Annotated in this window: 16 protein-coding genes; 9 read left to right on the forward strand and 7 right to left on the reverse strand. The window is 70.4% G+C overall.

Annotation, left to right across the window (positions count from 1 at the left end; translation table 11 throughout):
• Window positions 1-16: 16 nt before the first annotated feature.
• The 3 genes from RIC11_RS17315 to RIC11_RS17325 are packed head-to-tail and all read right to left on the reverse strand — an operon-like array spanning window position 17 to window position 5264.
• Window positions 17-3481 (reverse strand): efflux RND transporter permease subunit, encoded by a 3465-nt coding sequence (locus tag RIC11_RS17315; protein ID WP_350213521.1) that lies wholly within the window; start codon window positions 3479-3481, stop codon window positions 17-19.
• On the reverse strand, window positions 3478-4812 hold the full coding sequence (locus RIC11_RS17320; protein WP_350213522.1) for an efflux RND transporter periplasmic adaptor subunit: 1335 nt from the start codon (window positions 4810-4812) through the stop codon (window positions 3478-3480). Before RIC11_RS17320 ends, RIC11_RS17315 begins: the two co-directional genes overlap by 4 nt.
• Window positions 4809-5264, reverse strand: coding sequence for a MarR family winged helix-turn-helix transcriptional regulator (locus RIC11_RS17325; RefSeq protein ID WP_350213523.1), 456 nt, complete (start codon window positions 5262-5264; stop codon window positions 4809-4811). Before RIC11_RS17325 ends, RIC11_RS17320 begins: the two co-directional genes overlap by 4 nt.
• A 191-nt stretch (window positions 5265-5455) precedes the next feature.
• Here RIC11_RS17325 and coxB point away from each other — a divergent pair, with 191 nt between their 5' ends.
• The 9 genes from coxB to RIC11_RS17370 all read left to right on the forward strand — a co-directional run bounded on the left by coxB (window position 5456) and on the right by RIC11_RS17370 (window position 13615).
• Complete coding sequence (coxB, locus tag RIC11_RS17330) at window positions 5456-6472, forward strand: cytochrome c oxidase subunit II (protein ID WP_350213524.1); 1017 nt, start codon at window positions 5456-5458, stop codon at window positions 6470-6472.
• Window positions 6473-6594: 122 nt separating this feature from the next.
• Window positions 6595-9018, forward strand: coding sequence for a cytochrome c oxidase subunit I (gene ctaD / locus RIC11_RS17335; RefSeq protein ID WP_350213593.1), 2424 nt, complete (start codon window positions 6595-6597; stop codon window positions 9016-9018).
• Entirely contained in the window at window positions 9018-9419 is a 402-nt protein-coding gene (locus tag RIC11_RS17340; RefSeq protein ID WP_350213525.1) for a transmembrane prediction, read from the forward strand. Before ctaD ends, RIC11_RS17340 begins: the two co-directional genes overlap by 1 nt.
• A complete protein-coding gene (locus RIC11_RS17345; protein ID WP_350213526.1) occupies window positions 9419-10078 on the forward strand; it encodes a cytochrome c oxidase assembly protein in 660 nt (219 codons plus the stop codon). Before RIC11_RS17340 ends, RIC11_RS17345 begins: the two co-directional genes overlap by 1 nt.
• Complete coding sequence (locus tag RIC11_RS17350; RefSeq protein WP_350213527.1) at window positions 10075-11184, forward strand: c-type cytochrome; 1110 nt, start codon at window positions 10075-10077, stop codon at window positions 11182-11184. Before RIC11_RS17345 ends, RIC11_RS17350 begins: the two co-directional genes overlap by 4 nt.
• Before the next feature lie 74 nt (window positions 11185-11258).
• Window positions 11259-11414, forward strand: a complete 156-nt coding sequence (locus tag RIC11_RS17355) for a hypothetical protein (protein WP_350213528.1) — start codon at window positions 11259-11261, stop codon at window positions 11412-11414.
• Complete coding sequence (locus RIC11_RS17360) at window positions 11414-12037, forward strand: hypothetical protein (RefSeq protein WP_350213529.1); 624 nt, start codon at window positions 11414-11416, stop codon at window positions 12035-12037. The genes RIC11_RS17355 and RIC11_RS17360 overlap by 1 nt, the downstream gene beginning before the upstream one ends.
• On the forward strand, window positions 12021-12926 hold the full coding sequence (locus RIC11_RS17365; RefSeq protein ID WP_350213530.1) for a CHAD domain-containing protein: 906 nt from the start codon (window positions 12021-12023) through the stop codon (window positions 12924-12926). Before RIC11_RS17360 ends, RIC11_RS17365 begins: the two co-directional genes overlap by 17 nt.
• Before the next feature lie 62 nt (window positions 12927-12988).
• The gene (locus RIC11_RS17370) at window positions 12989-13615 is read left to right on the forward strand and encodes a DedA family protein (protein WP_350213531.1); all 627 of its coding nucleotides are present in this window, start codon (window positions 12989-12991) and stop codon (window positions 13613-13615) included.
• Window positions 13616-13647: 32 nt separating this feature from the next.
• Here the strand turns inward: RIC11_RS17370 and RIC11_RS17375 are convergent, their stop codons facing one another.
• From RIC11_RS17375 to dxr, 4 genes are all read right to left on the reverse strand, one after another.
• The gene (locus tag RIC11_RS17375) at window positions 13648-14742 is read right to left on the reverse strand and encodes a DUF481 domain-containing protein (protein ID WP_350213532.1); all 1095 of its coding nucleotides are present in this window, start codon (window positions 14740-14742) and stop codon (window positions 13648-13650) included.
• Window positions 14743-14840: 98 nt separating this feature from the next.
• Window positions 14841-15080 carry a DUF5808 domain-containing protein gene (locus tag RIC11_RS17380; protein ID WP_350213533.1) on the reverse strand — a complete coding sequence of 80 codons (240 nt, stop codon included), beginning with the start codon at window positions 15078-15080 and terminating at the stop codon, window positions 14841-14843.
• Between the two features lie 204 nt (window positions 15081-15284).
• Window positions 15285-17372 carry a site-2 protease family protein gene (locus RIC11_RS17385; RefSeq protein ID WP_350213534.1) on the reverse strand — a complete coding sequence of 696 codons (2088 nt, stop codon included), beginning with the start codon at window positions 17370-17372 and terminating at the stop codon, window positions 15285-15287.
• A 135-nt stretch (window positions 17373-17507) separates the two neighbouring features.
• Window positions 17508-18710 carry a 1-deoxy-D-xylulose-5-phosphate reductoisomerase gene (dxr, locus tag RIC11_RS17390; RefSeq protein ID WP_350213535.1) on the reverse strand — a complete coding sequence of 401 codons (1203 nt, stop codon included), beginning with the start codon at window positions 18708-18710 and terminating at the stop codon, window positions 17508-17510.
• Between the last annotated feature and the right edge of the window lie 329 nt (window positions 18711-19039).

Raw genomic sequence — 19039 nt, forward strand, 5'->3', positions numbered from 1 at the left:
ATCGCTCCGCGGCGCGTCACACGGCGAGCTTGCGAACCGGCGGCTCGGCGTCGGCCGTGTCGCCCGGCTCGTCGCCGCGGCGCCGGCCGAGCAACGCCCACTTCGCGTCGAGCGCGAGGGTGAACAGCGTCGGCGCGAGCAGCAGCGTAAACGCGGTCGACACCACCAGACCGCCGAGCACCACGCTGCCGAGGCCGCGGTACAGCTCGCTCCCAGCGCCGGGGAAGATCACCAGCGGCGCCAGGCCCAGCAGCGTGGTGGTGGTGGTCATGAAGATCGGCCGCACGCGGGTGCGCACGCTCTCGAGCACGGCGGCGCGGGGGTCGGCCCCTTCTTCGCGGATCAGGTTCAGCGCCTGGTGCACGATCAGGATCGGGTTGTTGACGACCGTGCCGATCAGCACCACGAAGCCGAGCATCGTCAGCACGTCGAGCGGCTGGTTAACGAACAGGTTGAGCAGCGACAGCCCGAGGATGCCCCCCACCGCGCCGAGCGGCACGGTGAGGATGATCACGAACGGGTAGAGCCACGACTCGAACAGCGCGGCCATCAGCAGGTAGGTGATCAGCAGCGCGAGCAGCACGTTGAAGCGCAGCGCGTCCCAGGTCTCGCGCAGCTTGTCGGCCGTGCCGGCCAGGGCGACCGAGTAGGGACCCCCGAGCATCCCCGTCGCACGCATCGCGGGGACGACCTCGTCGCGGATGGTGTTCATCGCGTCCTCGAGGGCGACCTCCGGCGGGGGCGAGACCTCGATCGTGATCGCGCGGACGCGTTCCCGGTGGTTGATCTGCTCCGGCCCGCTCGCCAGCGAGACCTCCGCCAGCGCGCTGAGCGGCACCAACTGCCCCAGCGGCGTGGCGATCGGCGCGGCGCCGATCATCTGGGTCGCGTCGGCGAACCGCCGCTCGCCAACGACCGTCAGGTCGATCTTCTTGCCCTCGAGGAAGTAGTCGCCCACGTAGGCGCCGTCGACCAGCGCATCGACGGCGAAGCCGATGTCGCTGCTGGTCATCTGGGTCTCGGCCGCTTGCAGCAGCTTCGGCACCACGTGCAGCTCGGGGCTCGAGAGGTCCGGGCTGGGGACCGGCCGCGCCTGCGCGCCGGGCAGGCTCTTCGCGACCGCCCCTAAGCCCACGCGGCTCAGCTCGACCAGTCGCACGACGTCCGGACCGGTGATCTCCACGTCGATCGTGCGGCCGGCGGTGAGGCCGTCTTCGAACAGGCTCGACTGCTTCGCCACGACGAAGGCGCCCGGGAGCTTACCGGCGATGCTCGAGACCACCGGCACGAGTTCGGCCGAGCGTAGCGGGTCGAGCGCTCGCACGCCGAGGAACACGCTGCGGCCGCGGACGACGAAGAAGAAGTCGCCGATCGCGGGCCCGGTCTCCGCGGCGACGCCGCCGTTGGGGCCCGCGTCGGGGTCGATGTCCCAGAGGGGCCGCAGCTCGCGCTCGACGGTCTCGCCGAGGGTCATCAGCTGCTCGATGTTGTAGCCCGGCGGCGGCACGACGATGCCGAAGACCAGGTTGCGGTTGCCGGTCGGCAGGTACTCGACCCGCGGCCATAGCGCCAAGCTGAGCCCGACCGACAAGCCGACCAGCACCGCGACCGTGGCCACACGCCGGAGCACGCTCCCCTGGACCCAGCCGTTGACCGCGACGATCGCGTCGGTCCAGAAGTTCGACGACGGCTCGCTGTCGGACTCGGAGGAGGGGCCGATGGGCCGGCTCAGCAGCCGCGCCGACGCGGTCGGGATCATCACCACCGAGACCAACAGCGACAGCCCCACCGCCGCGCTGATCGCCAGCGCGATGTCGCGGAAGAGCTGGCCCGCTTGCTCCTCGACGAACACGACCGGCAAGAACACGGCGATGGTGGTGAGCGTCGACGACACGACGGCGCCCCAGACCTCCTGCGTGCCGCGGGCGGCGGCGACGAACGGCGCCTCGCCGAGGGAGCGCCGGCGGTAGATGTTCTCGAGCACGACCACCGCGTTGTCGACCAGCATGCCCACGGCGAACGCCAGCCCGGCGAGGCTGATCACGTTCAGCGACCGCCCCAACGCGCCGAGCACCAGGAACGTGCCCACGATGCTCACCGGGATCGCCAGCCCCACGACCAACGCGCCGCGTGCGTACCAGAAGCCGGCGCCGATGACGACCGCCAGGCAAGCGGCGAACCACCAGGGCGACAGGTACGCGGCCGCCAGCGCCGTGGCGAGCACGACCGGGCCGATGGCGAGCGTGCGCACGCCGAAGTGCAAGAAGCCCATCAGCACGAGCATCGTCAGCGCGCCGCCGATGAAGATGTTGTTTTGGACCAAGCTGACCGACGAGTTGATGTACTCGGTCTCGTCGTAGACCTGGGTCAGGCGCAGGCCGCGGGGGGCGAGGACGTCTGCGTTGAGCTGCTCGGTGACGGCGCTGAGGCCGTCCATCACGTCGAGCACGTTGGCGCCCGTTTCGCGGATGCAGTTCACCGCGATGCACGACTCGCCGAACCGCCGCACGAGGCCGGTCGGTTTCTTGTAGCCGAACCGCACCTCGGCCACGTCGCGCACGTAGACCGGCGCGCCGTCGCGCACGGCGAGCAACTGGTTCTCGACCTGCTCGGGAGAGCGGAACTCGCCGAGCGTGCGCACGACCCACCGCCGCTTGTCCTCGGAGAAGTCGCCCGCCGAGGTGTCCTTGTTCTGGCCGCGGAGCACGTCGCGGACCTGGGTGAGCGTGACCTGCCGCGCGGCGAGCCGCTCGGGGTCGACCACCACCTGCAGCTCGTCCTCCAAGCCGCCGAGCACGTTCGACTGCGACACGCCCGAGACCCGCTCGAAGCGGGCCTCGATCTCGTCCTCGGCGAAGCGCTGGAGCTTGGGGATGTCGAGGCCCGGCGGGGGGGCGAGCGGCGCGGCTTCGGGGTGCTCCTCCACGAGCCGGCGGATCCGCAGCAGCTGCAGCCCGAGGTTCTCGGTCGACGCGATCTGGGCGACCTCGTCGCGCAGGTCGGGGTGCTCGGCCGCGAACTTGGCGATCGTCTCCTCGGTGGGGGGGGCCGGGCTGAGGATGAACCATGCGATCGGCCGGCTCGAGGAGTTGGCCGTCACGATGACCGGCTGGTCCGCGTCCTCCGGGTACTCCGGCACCTGCTGCAGGCGGCTGTTGACCTTCAGCAGCGCCTGGTCCATGTCCTCGCCGACGTTGAACTCGATCGTGATCGTGGACTGGGAGTCGGTGCTCTCGCTGGTGAGCTTCCGAGCGCCTTCGACGCCCTTGAGCTGCTCTTCTTGCTCGATGGTGATCTCGCGCTCGACCTCCTGGGGGCTGGCGCCGGCCCAGGTGGTGGTGACGGTGATCGTGGGCGTTTGGACCTCGGGCGTGAGCTGCATCGGCATGCGTAGCAGCGCGACCGACCCGAACAGCGTCAGCAGCAGCACGCCGACGGCGACCTTGACGGGGTTGCGGATGAAGGAGTCGACCAGGTTCATCGCGCGTTGGGCTCCGAGGGGGTGGCGGCTTGGCGGCCGGGGGCGGCGGCCTGCGGGGCCGGCTTGTCGTCGACCCGCAGCACCCTGACGGCCTGGCCCGGGCGGAGTCGTTCGTTGCCTTCGGTGACGACCATCTCGCCGGCGGCCAGTTGGCCGGTCACCGCGATCCGCGAGCCGGACGCCGCGCCTAGCTCGACCGGCGCGAGGCGGGCCTCGCCCTGGTCGCCCTCGGCCCGCACGCCGCCGACGACGAACACGACCGGCGAGCTGCCGCCGAGCACGACGGCGTCCTTCGGCACGAGCACGGCCCGCTGCTGGACCCCTACCGGCAGGGTGACCCGGGCGAGCATGCCGGGGAGCAAGACCGGCCGCGAGTCGACGAACTCGTTCTTCACCCGGACCTTCACCGGGAAGGTGCGGGACCGGCTGTCCGCCTGCGGGATGGTGACGGCGACCTCGCCGGTGAGCGTGCGTTGGCCGAGCGCCGCGAGGCGCACCAGCGCCTCGGCGCCGGGCCGGAGGAAGGGCACGTTGCCCTCGGTCACTTGCGCGACGACCTCGACCTCGTCGATCGCGACCACCTCGGCGACCGGGTCGCCGCTGTTGACCCACTCGCCCTCCTCGGTGTGCTCGGCGACCACGTAGCCGGCGAAGCGCGCGATGATCGTGTGCTTGCTGATCTGGTCCCGCAGACGCTGGACGACCGCCTCTTGCCCGGCGAGCTCGGCCTCGGCTTGGGCGATGGTCTCGACCCGCGGGCCGGCCACCGCCAACGCGTAGGCGGCCTTCGTTTCGAGGTAGGCCTCTTGGGCCTCGATCGATAAGGCGACGGCCTCGTCGCGTTCGTCCTCGCTGATGATCCGCTCTTGCCGGTACACGGCGTCGGCCCGTTGGCGGCGGGCTTCGGCGAACTCCCGCCGCGCGTCGGCCGCGGCCATCCTCGCGCGCGCCTGCTCGATCTCTTCGGGCCGCGAGCCGTTGCGGAGCTCGGCCAGCCGCTGACGCCGCAGCTCGAGCTCGGCCTCGGCAGCGGCCAGCTCGAGCTCGATGGTCTCGGTGAGCAGTTGGGCGAGCGTCTGCTTGGCTTCGACCCGGTCCCCCTCCTCGATCGGGAACTCCACGACGCGGCCGTTGACCGCGCTGCCGATCGTGGCCCGGCGGACCGGCTGCACCGTGCCCACGAAGGTCTGCGTGGCGGCGACCGATTGCTCGATCGCCGGCGCCACGACCACCGACGGCGCGCCGCCCCCGGGGGGCTGCGCTGCGGCCGAGTGGACTAGCAGCGTGGCGGCGAAGACCGCCGTAGAGCGCAGTGCGATTGGGCTGGTCATGGCGATGGGACCGTCGAGGTCGGGGTGAGGTTCTCTCGCACGCGGCCGAGGAGGGCCTTGAGGGTTTCGCGCTCGTGCGCCTCGAGGCCTTCGACCGCGCGGCTGCGCACCTCGCGGCCGCACTGGGCGATCTTTTCCCACTGCCTCCGGGCGCCGGGGGCGAGGTGGATCAGCTTCTTCCGCCGGTCGTGGGGGCAGACGCGGCGCTCGACGAGCCCCGCTTGCTGCATGCGGTCAAGCACACCAACCAGGTTGGGCGGCTCGATCAGCATCCGCTCGGCCAAGTCCCGCTGAGACTGCGGCCCCTCGGCGACGAGCCAGCCGAGCACCTGGGCCTGGCGGAACGTGATGCCGTGGGGGGCGAGCGCCTGCTGGAAGGTGCGCATGTACGCCTGATGGGCCGTCGCGAGCCAGTAGCCGAGGCTCTCTTCGAAGTCGTACTGGAGCGGCATGCGGTTTGCCAGTGGGGGCGGCGATCAGGCTTCCGACGCGGTTTTCTTATCATAGTAACGAAATTCGCCGCGGGTACTGGCCTCCGGGCTCGGCGGCGCAAATGCGCCGCCCCCGGGGAGGAAATTTCGCCTCGAATGAGCCGCTCTGCGGCGGCGCCGCCCTTTCACCAAGTAGCGAACGACACGCCGCTGTGGCCAACTGCGATCGCCCTGACCGAATCACGACGCTTCGTCGCCCCACGGCGTGCGGCGCCGTGGCGGCGGCCCTGGCGGGGTGCGGCGGCCCCCAGTCGACGCTCGCGCCGGCCGGCGAAGGGGCCGAGCAGATCGCCGTTTTGTTCTGGGCGATGGCGATCGGGGCGCTGGTGATTTGGGCGATCGTCATCGGGCTGGCGTTCTACGCGGTGTGGATCGACCCGAGCGAGCACGACGAGCGCAGGGCCAGGATCTGGATCATCGGCGGCGGAGCGGTCGTGCCGACGTTGCTGCTGACCATCCTGCTGACGTTCGGCCTGGCGATCCTGCCTGCCCTAGTCCGCCCGGCGCCGGAGGGGAGCCTGAGCGTCGAGGTGACCGGGCTGCGTTGGTGGTGGCGGGTCGCGTACCGCGACGCGCAGGGCCAGCCGGTGCCGCTGGCGAACGAGATCCGCTTGCCGGTCGACGAGCCGGTCCAGTTCGAGCTGGGCAGCGCCGACGCGATCCATTCCTTCTGGATCCCGTCGCTCGGCGGCAAGGTCGACATGATCCCGGGCCGCCGGACCCGATTGGCCCTCCGCCCGACCAAAGTGGGCCGCTACCGCGGCGCGTGCGCGGAGTACTGCGGCGACTCGCACGCGTACATGGCGTTCGACGTGGTCGTCACGACGCGCGAGGAGTTCGACGCGTGGCTAGCCGGCCAAGCCGCGCCGGCCGCCGAGCCGGCGTCGGCCGCCGCGCGGCGGGGCGCCGGGGTCTTCCAGAGCTACGGCTGCGCGGCGTGCCACGCGGTCCGCGGGCACGGCGCCGACGGCGTGCTCGGCCCCGACCTGACGCACCTGGCGAGCCGCGAAAGCCTGGCGGCCGCAACCGTGCCGCTCTCGGCCGAGCACCTCATGGACTGGATCGCCCGGCCGGAGTCGCTCAAGCCCGGAGCGTTGATGCCGCCGTTCGCTTCGATCGGCGAGGAGGACCTGTCCGACCTGGCCGCCTACCTGATGAGCCTCGAGTGACCGACCACGCCGAAAACGCGCCGCCCGGCTCGGGGGACCCCACGCCCGAAGAGCAGGCCCACGCCGACGCGCAAGCGGAGCGGTTGCTCGACGCGTGGCGCACGCCGCCGGGGTGGCGTTATATGTCGGCGGTGAACAACACCGAGGTCGGCCTCTGGTACACGGCGACCGCCGGGGTCTTCTTCTTGTTCGCGGGCGTGCTCGCGCTGCTCATCCGTGTGCAGCTCGCCGTGCCGGGGAACGATTTCATCTCGGCGGACCTGTACAACCAGGTCTTCACGATGCACGGCTCGGTGATGATGTTCTTGTTCGCCGTGCCGATCTTCGAGGCCGTGTCGATCCTGCTGCTGCCGGAGATGCTCGGCGCGCGGGACCTGCCGTTCCCGCGGCTGTCGCAGTACGGCTACTACTGCTTCCTGATCGGCGGCGTGTTCGTGTGCGGGTCGATCTTCTTCGGCGCCGCGCCGCAGGGCGGCTGGTTCATGTACCCGCCGATGACGACCAAGTACCAGACCGGCATCGGGGCCGACATCTGGTTGCTGGGGCTGTCGTTCATCGAGATCGCGTCGATCGCCGCGGCGGTCGAGCTGATCGTCGGCGCGCTGAAGTGCCGCCCGCCGGGGATGCGGATCCACATGATCCCGCTCTACGCTTGGTACCTGCTGGTCGTGGCGGCGATGATCCTGTTCGCGTTCCCGCCGCTGATCGCGGGCGACATCCTCCTAGAGATGGAGCGCGCGTTCGACTGGCCGTTCTTCGACCCGGACCGTGGCGGCGACCCGCTGTTGTGGCAGCACTTGTTCTGGATCTTCGGGCACCCGGAGGTCTACATCGTGTTCCTGCCGTCGGTCGCGTTGATGGCGACGATCGTGCCGACCTTCGCCCGCACGCCGCTGGTGGGCTACACGTGGGTTGTGCTGGCCGCGGTCGGGACGGGGTTCCTCAGTTTCGGCTTGTGGGTGCACCACATGTTCACCACCGGCCTGCCGGGCGTGACGCTCGGCGTGTTCTCGGCGGCTTCCCAAGCGGTGGCGATCCCGACGGGCATCCAGTTGTTCTGCTTCCTGGCGACCCTCTTGGCGGGGCGCGTGGTGGCGAGTGTGCCGATGATGTTCGTGTTCGCCAGCCTCGCCACGTTCGTGTTCGGCGGCCTGACCGGCGTGATGGTCGCCGTGGCGCCGTTCGACTTTCAGGCGCACGACTCGTTCTTCGTGGTGGGTCACCTGCACTACGTGCTGGTCGGCGGCACGATCTTCCCGATCGTTGGGGGGCTTTATTACTATTTCCCGTTCCTGATGTCGCGCCGGCTGTCCGACCGGCTGGGCAAGATCGCGTTCTGGCTGCTGCTGGTCGGCTTCAACGTGACCTTCCTACCGATGCACTGGACGGGCCTGCTGGGGATGCCGCGGCGGGTGTTCACCTACCCGGCCGGGATCGGGTTCGATTTGCTGAACCTGGTCTCGAGCGTGGGCGCGTTCGTCCTGGCGGCCGGCTTCGCCGTAGTGGTGTGGGACGTGTTGCGGCCGAAGAAGCACGAGCCGCTGCCCAAGTGGAACCTGTGGAACTCCGGCGGCCTCGAGTGGATCGGCGACATCCCCGACGAGCCGTGGGGCGTGCGGTCGATCCCGGTCATCACGGGCCGCTACCCGCTGTGGGACCAGCCGAACCTGAAACAGGACGTGGGCCTCGGCCGCTACTACCTGCCCGACGCGGAGGAGGGCCTGCGGGAGACGCTCGTCACGTCGGTCATCGACGCCAAGCCGCTGCAGGTCCTGCGCGTGCCGGGGCCGTCGTTCTTGCCGATGATCACCGCCGCGCTCACCGGCGGGGTGTTCATCTTCGGAACCTACCACTGGTGGACACTGGCTGCGTTGAGCGGGCTCGGCTCGTTCACGGCGATCCTCACCTGGTTGTGGACGGGCACGGCTTGGGTCCCCGAGAAGCCAGAAAAGTACATCGGCCTCGGAAAGAGCGTGCCGCTGTATGCGTCTGGCCCGCAGGCGGTGGGGTGGTGGGCGATGTTCATCACCATGCTGGGAGACATCACCGCGTACATCTCGCTGGTGTTCGGCTATTTCTTCTACTGGACGATCCGCGACGACTTCCCGCCCGACCCGTACCCCGGCCCGGCGGCCGCCGGCCCGCTGGTCGGCCTCGGGCTGCTGGCGGGCGCTTACGCGGCGACGATCCTCGCGCGGCGGTGGAACCGCACGGCCAGCGCGGCGCGCTTGTACGGCGCGCTGGGGGCGGCGGTCGTGCTGACGCTCGGCGGCGTCGTGTCGCTAGTGGGGGGAACGCTCTCCGACGGGCTCGACCCGACGGCCGACGCGTACTCGGCGATCGTCTGGGTGCTGGTCGGTTGGACCGCTTTGCACGCCGTGCTGGGCGCGGTGATGCAGGCCTACTGCGCGGCGCGCCGATGGGCCGGCAAGATGACGCCCGACTGCGACGCGGACATCGTGAACGTCACGCTCTTCTGGCACTTCGTCGCTCTCACGGCGGCCATCACCGTGGCCGTGGTCGTTGGTTTCCCGATGGTGGCGTGATGCCGAGCGAAACCCCGGACAGCCCCGCGCCCCCGCCGAGCGAAGCCCGATCGCTGTGGGGGGTGACCCTCGCGCCGGTCGTGTGGTCCGTTCACTTCCTGGCGTGTTACATCACGGCCGCCGTGTACTGCGAGAAGTTCGCCACTCGGCAAGCGAGCCTCGGACCGGTTCGCGTCGCGGTGGCGGCGTACACGGCGGCGGCGGTCCTGGCGATTGCCGTCGTCGGGTGGCGCGCGGCGCGGCGGCTGCGCGGCGCGCACGGCGAACGCCCCTACGACGAGGCCACGCCGGTGGACCAGGCGCGGTTTCTTGCGTTCGCGACGCTGTTGCTGTCGCTGCTGAGCCTTGTCGCGACGTTCTATGTCGCCGCGGTCGCCGCGTTTGTCACCACGTGCCAATGATGCGCAACAAGCTGCTGTTCGCCGGGATCGCTGTGCTCGCTGTGGCGTGGCTCGGGCCGCTCCCCGCGCTGGCCGAGGAGGCCTTCTTCGGGCACATGCTGATGCACATGCTGGTGGTGGCCGGCGCGGCGCCGCTCGTTGCGCTCGGCCTAGCCGGCGGCCGGTGGGACCTGTCGCAGCGGTATCCGGCGGTGTTCGCCCCGATCCCCGCTTCGGTCGCCGAGCTGGTGCTCGTGTGGGCGTGGCACGCGCCGGCCCTGCACCACCTGGCGCGCATGCACGGGTGGGGGCTGGTCGCCGAGCAGGGGTCGTTCCTCGCCGCGGGCGTTTGGGTCTGGCTGTCGGCTTTCGGCGGGGGCGGGGATCGGTCGCGGGGGCGCAGCGCGTCGGGCGTGGTGGGGCTGCTGCTCACTTCGATGCACATGACGCTGCTCGGCGCGTTGCTGGCGCTGGCGTCGCGACCGGTTTACCCCCACCACACCGGCTACGGCGGGATGTCCGCGCTGGAGGACCAGCACCTGGGCGGGGCGGTGATGATCTTGATCGGCGCGTCGGCTTACCTGGTCGGAGGCTTGTGGTTGACGGGCGACTTGCTCCGTCGGCCCAAGGCCGACGACCCAGCGCCGTCCGGCGCCACCAGCGAAACGGGTCCGGCATGAGACGATTGCGAATCAAACAGAGGCTGGTCACGCTCGCCATCGCGGCGCTCGTGGTCGCCGCCCTCGGGGCGGTGGTGGTCGTGGGCGGCGTTGTGCCGATCCGTGCGAGCGATGGGCACTGGCCCCCGACGAAGTGGTTCTTGGCCTTCTCGAAGAACCGTTCGGTCGCCACGCACAGCACGGGGATCCAGCCGCCGGGCGACCTGGCGAGCGCCGCCCGCCGGCTGCGCGGCGCGGGGCACTTCGAAACCGCCTGCTCCAATTGCCACGGCACGCCGCTGCGGCGCCGCTCGCCCGTCACGCTCGCGATGACGCCCACCCCGCCGCGGCTCGAGGGGGTGGTCAGCGAGCGCGAGCCCGAAGAGCTGTTCTACGTGGTGCAGCACGGCATCCTGTTCGCGGGCATGCCCGCTTGGCCGACCCAGCAACGGCCCGACGAGGTTTGGGACACGGTCGCCTTCCTCGTCACGCTGCCCGAGACCGACGCGCAAGCGTACCGCGAACTCGTTTTCCCCGACGCCGCCGCCGCGCCGCCCCCGTCGGCCGATGGCGTAACGGCGGGTCTGCTTGCTACGTGCACGCGGTGCCACGGGCAAGACGGTCTGGGCCGGGGCGCCGACGCGTTCCCCCACCTGGCGGGGCAACCGCGCGAGTACCTCCTCGACGCGCTGGAGGCCTACGCCGACGCACGCCGCAACAGCGGCATGATGCAAGCGGTCGCGGCGGTGCTGACCGACGCGGAGCGGGCGGCCCTGGCCGATCACTTCGCCGCGATGCCGCCCGGCGGCGCGTCGCTCGACGCGGAGTCGGCATCGGCGCGGGAGCTGGTCGAACGGGGGCGGGAGATCGCCCAATCTGGTTTGCCCGAGCGCGGTGTGCCGTCGTGCGTCGACTGTCACGGCCCGAGCGAGGGCCCCCGGGCGGGCGATTACCCCCGGCTGGCTGGCCAACCGGCGCCTTACCTAAAGCGCCAGCTCAAGCTGTTTCTTCAGGGCGACCGCGGGGGCGGGCCGGCTGCCGATCGCATGAGGCCGGTGGCGGAAAACCTGCCGGCCGACGCGTTCGATGCGGTGGCGGCGTACTACGCGTCGTTAGACCCGGATTAGGGGCCTCGGCGCCGCGTTTGCACCCTTGATGTCTTCCCACTGCCTGATCCGGGAAGCCCATCGACCCGCGCGACATGACGCCCCTGCCCCCACGCCCCGCCGCCGAGAACGTCGCCCGCCGCCGCCGGGTGGGGGAGCGCCAACGCGAAAAGGTCGTTCAGCCTCACGCACCGAGCAACTGCGCCGAAGCGATACGGGCCGCCGGCGAGCCGACCCCCCGGGAGGCGTGATGCTCGTCACCCGCGAAGCCCGCTGGTTCTTCGACACGCGGCCGTCCTGTTGGGCGTCGCCGCATGGCGAACCAGAGATCCGCACCGACTGGTACGCTCCGCTGGCGGACGGCGCCTCGAGCGTGAAGCTCCGCAGCGGCCGGCTCGAGGCGAAGCTGCGGACGGACGAAGGCGGTCCATCGCTCGTTTCTCGCTGGGTCAAATTCTCGGTCGCGGCCGACGACGGCGAGCGGGCGAACTTCCGGCGCGTCGCGGAGCGTCGTTGGATCGGCGTGAAGAAGCAGCGGGAGCTGCGTCACTACGACGCCCCCAGCGGCGAGACCCTCGACGACCCGGCGGCCGACTCATCGGTTCAGGTCGAGTGGTCCGAGGTCCGGCTGCTCGGCGACCCGGCCACCGCCTGGAGCCTGTCGCTCGAAGCGCCCGACACCGTCGATCCCGAGGCGCTCCTAGGGCTGTTGCGCGTGCTGCAAGAGAAGGGGTTGGCGCCGCGCGAGCTGCCGGCGCCGGAAAGCTACCCCGAGTGGTTGCGGCGCCGCGCTGTCATGAACTTAGCCGGCGGCCCTGCTACCCGCGAGTCGCCCGCCGCTCCCGACCACCCGAGTCATGTCCTACCGCATTGAAACCGGCGAAGATCTGTCGTCGGCGGTGCGTCGCATCGCGGCGGAGCAGATTGATAAGGCTCTCGCCGAGATCGACGACCGCTCGCTCGACACGCCCGACACGGTCCACCAGGTCCGCAAGCGGATGAAAAAGCTGCGCGGCCTGCTGCGGATCGCACGGCCCGGTCTTGGCGGCAGCTACAAGCGGGAGAACGTCGCGCTGCGGGACGCGGCGCGGCGGCTCTCGGAGCTGCGCGACTCGAAGGTTCTGCTCGACACCTACGACGACCTGATGGGGCACTACGCCGATCAGGTCAACCGCCAAGCGTTCGCCTCGGTGCGGCGGGAGCTGACGCGCCAGCGCAAGCACCTGACGACCGACGGGGCCCCGCCCGAGGAGCGGCTGGCGGAAATCCGAGCGGCGCTGGTCGCGTGCCGCGAGCGTGCGCCCCGCTGGAAGCTCGACCGGCCAGACGCACGAACCATCCACGCCGGGCTCAAGAAGACCTACTCCCGCGCCAGGAAGCGCCTCGAAGAGGCGTCCCACGACCCCACGCCCGAGCGGTTGCACCAGCTCCGCAAGCGGGCCAAGTACCACGGGCGCCACTGCCAGTTGCTCCAGGACGCGTGGGCCGGGCCGATCAAGGCGCGCCGCCGCGAAGCGGAGCGGCTCTCCGACCTGCTCGGCGACGACCACGACCTGGCCGTGCTGTGTGACACGGTCGTCGCCGCGCCGGACGACTTCGGCGAGCCCGCCGACACCGAAGCGCTGCTGGGGCTCGCCGCGCGGCGCCGCCGCGCGTTGCAGGGCGAAGCGCTCCCGCTGGCAGGGCGCCTGTTCTTCGAAAGCCCGAGCGACGCCGCCGACCGGCTGGCCGGTTACTGGAAAGCGGCCGCGGCTGCCAACTAGCCACGAGGTCGACCGCCGGCGCTCGACCCGCGCTTAGCAGCAGGACAAAACGAGGGAAACCGATGAAGGAATGGTTCAACAGCGTCGACGGCCCGTGGGGCTACGCGGTCGTTATCGCGCTGATGGTCATCGAGAACATCTTCCCGCCGATCCCTTCGGAGGTCGTCATGCCGGCGGCGGGGCTGCGCGCGAAGCAGGGCGAGATGAGCCTCGTCGGCGTGATCATCGCCGGCTCGGCGGGGGCGATCATCGGCGCCGTGCCGTGGTACCTGCTGGGCCGGTGGTTCGGCAGGGAGTCGGTGCTCCGCTGGTGCCGCGACCACGGCCGCTGGCTCGGCGCCGACCGCGACGAGGCGGCCGGCGCGATCGACTGGTTCGACCGGTGGGGCGCCGCGGCCGTGTTGGTGGGGCGGCTCGTGCCGGGGGTCCGCACGCTGATCAGCTTGCCCGCCGGCTTCACCGAGATGCCCCTCGGCACGTTTTTCCTCTTTACCACGATCGGCGTGGTGCTGTGGAACGCCTTGCTGGCCGGCGCCGGCTACTTGCTGGGCGACGCTTCGGGCTGGTTCCAATCGCTGCTGGGCTGGATCGGAGCGGTGGTCGTCGGCGGCATGCTCCTGGTGTGGCTCTACCGCGTGCTCCGCCCGAGCGCCGGCGGGCGGCGCGTCGCGGCCGGCGCCGGCGACTAGCGACCAGCCGCCAATCCCCTGGCGGCCGGCGGTCACAGCTTCCAGATCAACAGCGCCGAGTAGTTCAGGTTGTGCGGCGCCACGCCCTGCGGGTCGCTGTCGTAGCGGTCGGTCGCGGAGAGCTTGAGGCTCAGGTTAGAGGGTTCGTGCAGCGAGAACTGCAGCCCCGTATCGGCCAACACACGGTAGTTCCCGAAGCTCTCCCATTCGGGGAAGTAGTCCGCCTTCGCGTAGAAGCGGTGGTTGTCGGCGAACTTCAGCTCGTAGTTGACGCTGAAGCTGGCCTCCTGCACCCACTCGCTGCCCGGGCCGCCGAACTCGCGCGAGGCGCCGGTGCCCATGCTGGTGGTGAGCTTGGTCCACTCCTCGTCGAACCACGTGTAGCCGAAACCGGTGTTCACGTTGAAGTTGACGTCGAACGCCTGGAACTCGTCGTAGAAGGTCTGGCTCATGACGAACAGCGTCCAGGGGGAGTCGTCGAAGAGCCAGTCGTAGCGGGTGTCGAGCAGCGCGTTGCTCTGCACCTCGACGCCGTTGGAGTGCGTCTTGTTGTAGTAGAGCGACGCGTCGAACTTGTAGTCGTCGGCCTTGCGCTTCATGAAGCCGCCGCCGCGGAAGCTGAGCGACTCGCTGGTGCCGCTCGAGCCGTTCAGGCCGAACTCGATGCCCGAATCCCAAGGCGTCGGCCCAAACCAATACGCGGGCTGGTACCAGTGCAAGATCGGCTCCTCGACCGTCGGCGCCGCGGCGATGTCGGGCGCAAGCTCGGCCTCGACGACCGGTCCCAGGGCTTCGGCCGCCGGAGGCTGGGCGACAGCGGGCTGGGCGACATCGGGCTGGGCGACAGCGGGCTGGGCGACGGCGGGCTGGACGACGGCGGGCGCCGTTTCAGCCGGAGCCGGCGGGACGCTCTCTCCCGGCGGCGGCAGCGCGTCGGCGGCCGCCGGCTCGGCCGCCGCGGAGGGGCCCGGGGGCGGTCCTGGCGGGGCCGGCGGTGGGAGTGGCAGCAGCTCGCGGTAGGGGTTGTGTCCCGTCGGGCCGATCAGGGCCGGCGCTTGCGCAGCCGCGCCCGCAGCCAGCACGCCGAGCGCTAGCAACACAAGCAGCGGAAGCGGGCCGGGACGCATCAAGCAGGCGGGGGTTCACAGAGGACCGTGGCGCCCTCAATTAGCGATCCGCCGCCGCGGTGGCAACCGGGATGCCCGCCGCGGGCGGCCACGGCGGGTCAGGTCCACTCGATGAGGGCAACGACCACCAGCGCGAAGATCGCCGGAGCGAGCAGCGCGGCCAGCCACCAGTAGCTCGCTCGGTGGGCGAAATTGAGGGTCCAGCCGGCCCACTTGGGCTTCTTGGGGACCCACACCCGCGAGTCACGCGGGCTGCGATAGATCCCCCAACGCCAATTGGCCGGGTTCGCCCACTCGGACCGGTTCACCGCGTCTTGCCGGGATAGGTCATCTTTCATCGGGATCGTCCCTCGAAGGAGGTTTCCCGAGGTAGTTCGCCGGCGCCGGCGGGAAATTGGCGGCCCCGAGCCGGTTTGTGCCCCGCCCCAAGGGCTCGTGCCCTCGGCTCCGATTAAGACACAAGCGGAACGACTCGTTCGCGCCGCGCCATTGTCCGAAGTCCGAAGCCCGAAGCCCGAAGCCCGAGGCCGGCCGCGAAGCGGCTAAAACAGCCGCATGATGTCGTTGCTCGTGACGAACAGCATCAGGCTCAGCAACAGCAAGAGGCCGACCGTTTGCAGCGCGATAGCGACCTTGTCGTTGACCGGCCGCCCGGTGATTCCTTCCCATAGCAGGAACACCATGTGGCCGCCGTCGAGGACCGGGATTGGCAAGAAGTTGAGGATCGCCAGGTTCGCGTTGAGCATCACGAGCATCATCAACAGCGATCCGAAGCCCTCGAACGCCGCGTAGCCGGCCTGCTTGGCGATCTCGATCGGCCCGCCGAGCGCCTTGACCGACACCTGCCCGCCGATCTTCCGTAGGAAGCTCAGCACGGCGGTGAGCTGGTCGAAGGTCTCGTCGACGGCCAGCTCCGCTTGCTCGGCGAGGGAGTCGGCGGTGCGGAGCTGCTTCAGGCGGGTGAGCGCGAAGCCCCGTGTCGGCGAGTACTCTCCTTCGGCCGGCTTGGGCGTGAGCTTCACGGTGTGCACCGCGGCCTCGGGCTCGGCGCCGGCTTCCGACTCCGCGCCGGCCGACGGCGCCGGGCGCTGGATCTCTAGCTCGACGACGAAGCCGCTCGACTGGTCCTGGATGAGCATCAGCACGGTGGGCCAGTGCGGCGCGGCGGACAGGTCGAGCGCTTCGCGGGCGAGGTCGGCAGAGGCCTCGTCGTCGGGGACGAAGCGGACCGACTTGATGCGGTCGCCGGGGCGGAGGTCGGCGTCGGCCGCGGGGCTGCCGCTCTGGATCGCCGCGATCTGCGATTCGAGAACGACGGCCGCGCCGATCGAATCGAGCGCCATCATCGGCGCCTCGACGCTGGGGCCGGTTCGCGCGGTGTTCACCCGCGGCGGCACCGTGATGTCGATCGCCGCACCGTCGCGGTCGACGCCGAGCGTGACCGACTCGCCGCGCCGCGCGGCGGCGAGCAAGCGGTCTTCTAGCCGCGTCGGGTCGAGGGTCTCGTCGCCGTCGGGCGCGGCGCCGATAGCGACCCCGTCGAGGGCGGTGATCGTGTCGCCTTCTTGGAGGCCCGCCTGCTCCGCCGGCCCCTCGCGCTGCAGCGCCGCCACGGGGCCGAGCACCGGGATGATCCCCAGGCGCTCGCGGGGGTTGGGTCCGACCTCGAACGACACCCGCTCGCCGCCGGTGAGGGGCCCGAACGGGTCTTTCAGGGGCGCTTTTCCGCCGCGGACGACGGTGATCGTGACGGGCTGTTCTTTCTTGGCCTCGAGCGCCGAAGTCAGCTCGGCAAAGGTGGCGACGGGCTCGCCGTCGATCTCGACGACCTGGTCGCCGCCGGCGAATCCCTTGTCGCCCACCGCGGCGGCCGGCGTGTGCGGGACGAGGAAGTCCTCCTCGGGCAAACGCAGGCGGTTGGTCGGTCCGATCCCGACCTGCGGCGCGAGCTCCGACTTCTCCGGCAGCAGCGTGATCTGCTCGGTCGCGCCGTCCGGGCGCTCGACGACGCACTCGACTCCGCGCGACAGGTCGCCGAGGATGACGGTGCGCGACAGGTCTTCGAACGAGGGGTTCTCGATATCGTTGATCCGCACCAGGCGGTCGCCGGTCCCGAGGCCCGCCTTCCAAGCCGGCCCGCCTGTGACTGTCGAGCCGACAGCGGCCGGCACGGTGGGCACGCCGACGCCGTACGCGATGAACGCCAGCAGGATCGCGAACAGCACGTTCATGATCACGCCGGCCGAGATGATCGCCATCCGCTGCGGCACGCTCTTGGCTAGGTAGCTCCGCTTGTGGACCCAAACGGTCTCGCCGCCGGGGCCACGGATCGGCTTGGCGTCGGGGTCGCCCTCGGTGACTTTTGAGCTGGCGATCTCTTCGGCGATCGCGCCGGCGTTGTCTTCTTGTCCGAACATCTTCACGTAGCCGCCCAGCGGCAGCACGCCGATGCCGTACTCGGTCTCGCCCCACTTGCGGCTGAGCTTGAGGCCGCCGATGTCGAAGCCGATGAAGAACTTGTCGCACCGCACGCCGCACGCCTTGGCGACTAGGAAGTGCCCCAGCTCGTGGACGAAGATCACGAGGCCCAAGCCGATGGCGACTTGCAGGATGGCGAGCAGGGTGTCCATTTAGGGGAGGGACGGGGGCTAGGGAGGGGGGACGAGGGAATGCGGAGTTCGGGATTCGGAATGCGGAATTTCTAGATGGCCACGGTCGCTTAGCGAGCCCTCATCCCTCTTTCCTCACCCCGCTCCTCCCTTGTTTCAGGCACATACCCAGGTCAGGACTTCTTCGCGGGCCCAGCGGTCGAGCTCCTCGAGGCGCTCCAGCGACGGGTCGGGCTCGAAGTCGTGGGCTTCCAGGATGCTGCGGCACGCGGGGACGATCTCGGTGAAGTGGAGGTCGCCGTCGAGGAACGACTGGACCGCCGCTTCGTTGGCCGCGTTGAGCACCGCGCCGGAGGTGCCGCCGTCGCGCGCGCACTGGAAGCCGAGTTCCAGGGCGGGGAAGCGGTCGAAGTCGGCCGGCTCGAAGCGGAGCTCGTGCTGCTTGGTCCAATCGAGCCGCTGCGCCGGACCGGGCCGACGGCGGGGGTGCTCCAGCGCGTGCTGGATCGGCAAACGCATGTCGGGGGGGCCGAGCTGCGCGACGACCGAGCCGTCGACGAATTCGACCATCGAGTGGATGACGCTCTGCGGGTGGATCACGACGCGGATCTTCTCGGCCGGCAAGTCGAACAGCCACCTGGCTTCGACGATCTCGAGCGCTTTGTTCATCATGGTGGCCGAGTCGATTGTGATCTTCGGCCCCATGTCCCAGGTGGGATGCGCCAGCGCTTCGTCGACCGTGACCTGAGCGAGCTGGTCCCGCGCCCAGGTGCGGAACGGCCCGCCGCTGGCGGTGAGCACGATCCGCTCGACTTCGTCCGCGCGCCCGCACGCGAGCGACTGGAAGACCGCGCTGTGCTCGCTGTCGACCGGCAGCAGGCGGGGCGGGGCTTTGGGCTCGCGTTTGGCGGCTTCGTCGAGCCACTTCCGCACCACGGGTCCTGCGGTGACCAGGGTCTCTTTGTTCGCGAGCGCGACGGTTTTGCCGCGCTCCAGCGCCGCCATCGTGCTACGGACGCCCGCCGCGCCGACGATCGCGGCGAGCACGACGTCCACCCTGTCGCAGCAGGCGGCCTCCTCCAGCCCTTCGGGGCCGACCAGCAGCTTGGTCTTGCTGGGCAAGCCCTTCCAATCTTGCTCGGCGGCCGCTTGCTCGTCGGCGGCCACGACGAAGTCGGGCTTCAGCTCGATCGCCTGCTCGATCAGTTGGTCCAGGCGCGTGTGCGACGACAGCACGGCGGCCTTCAGGCGGCCGTGGCTGCAGCGGATCACATCGATCGCGCTACGACCGACGCTGCCGGTCGATCCCAGCACCGCCACGCGGCGGGTCGACGCGGCTCGGGTGGCGCGTTTGGCCATGGGCGGGGGCGCCCTCGGGGGGCGTCCGAGGCGGTGGGGAAGGGGCGGAAGGCCGGATCGAACGGGTTGTCCGGCGCTGGGGGCCGGTGATTTGCCGCCGGGCCCCCTGGGGGCCCGGCTTGCCGATCGGGCGTAGTCACTAAAATGTTGCTAGGATTGCGTTTGCGGCCGACGCCGCAACGCAACGGAAACCGAAAGCTTACCGCCGCCGAGCCGGTGCGAACAAGCCGAGCTGGGCGGCCGGGCCTGAACCGCCAAGCCGGCGGGTGCGTTGTGATACCAGCCGTCGCCGCCGGAGCGACGCGCACCCAGCCGCGCCAGCCGCCATC

The sequence above is a fragment of the Botrimarina sp. genome, assembly GCF_040219535.1.
GTDB lineage: Bacteria > Planctomycetota > Planctomycetia > Pirellulales > Lacipirellulaceae > Botrimarina.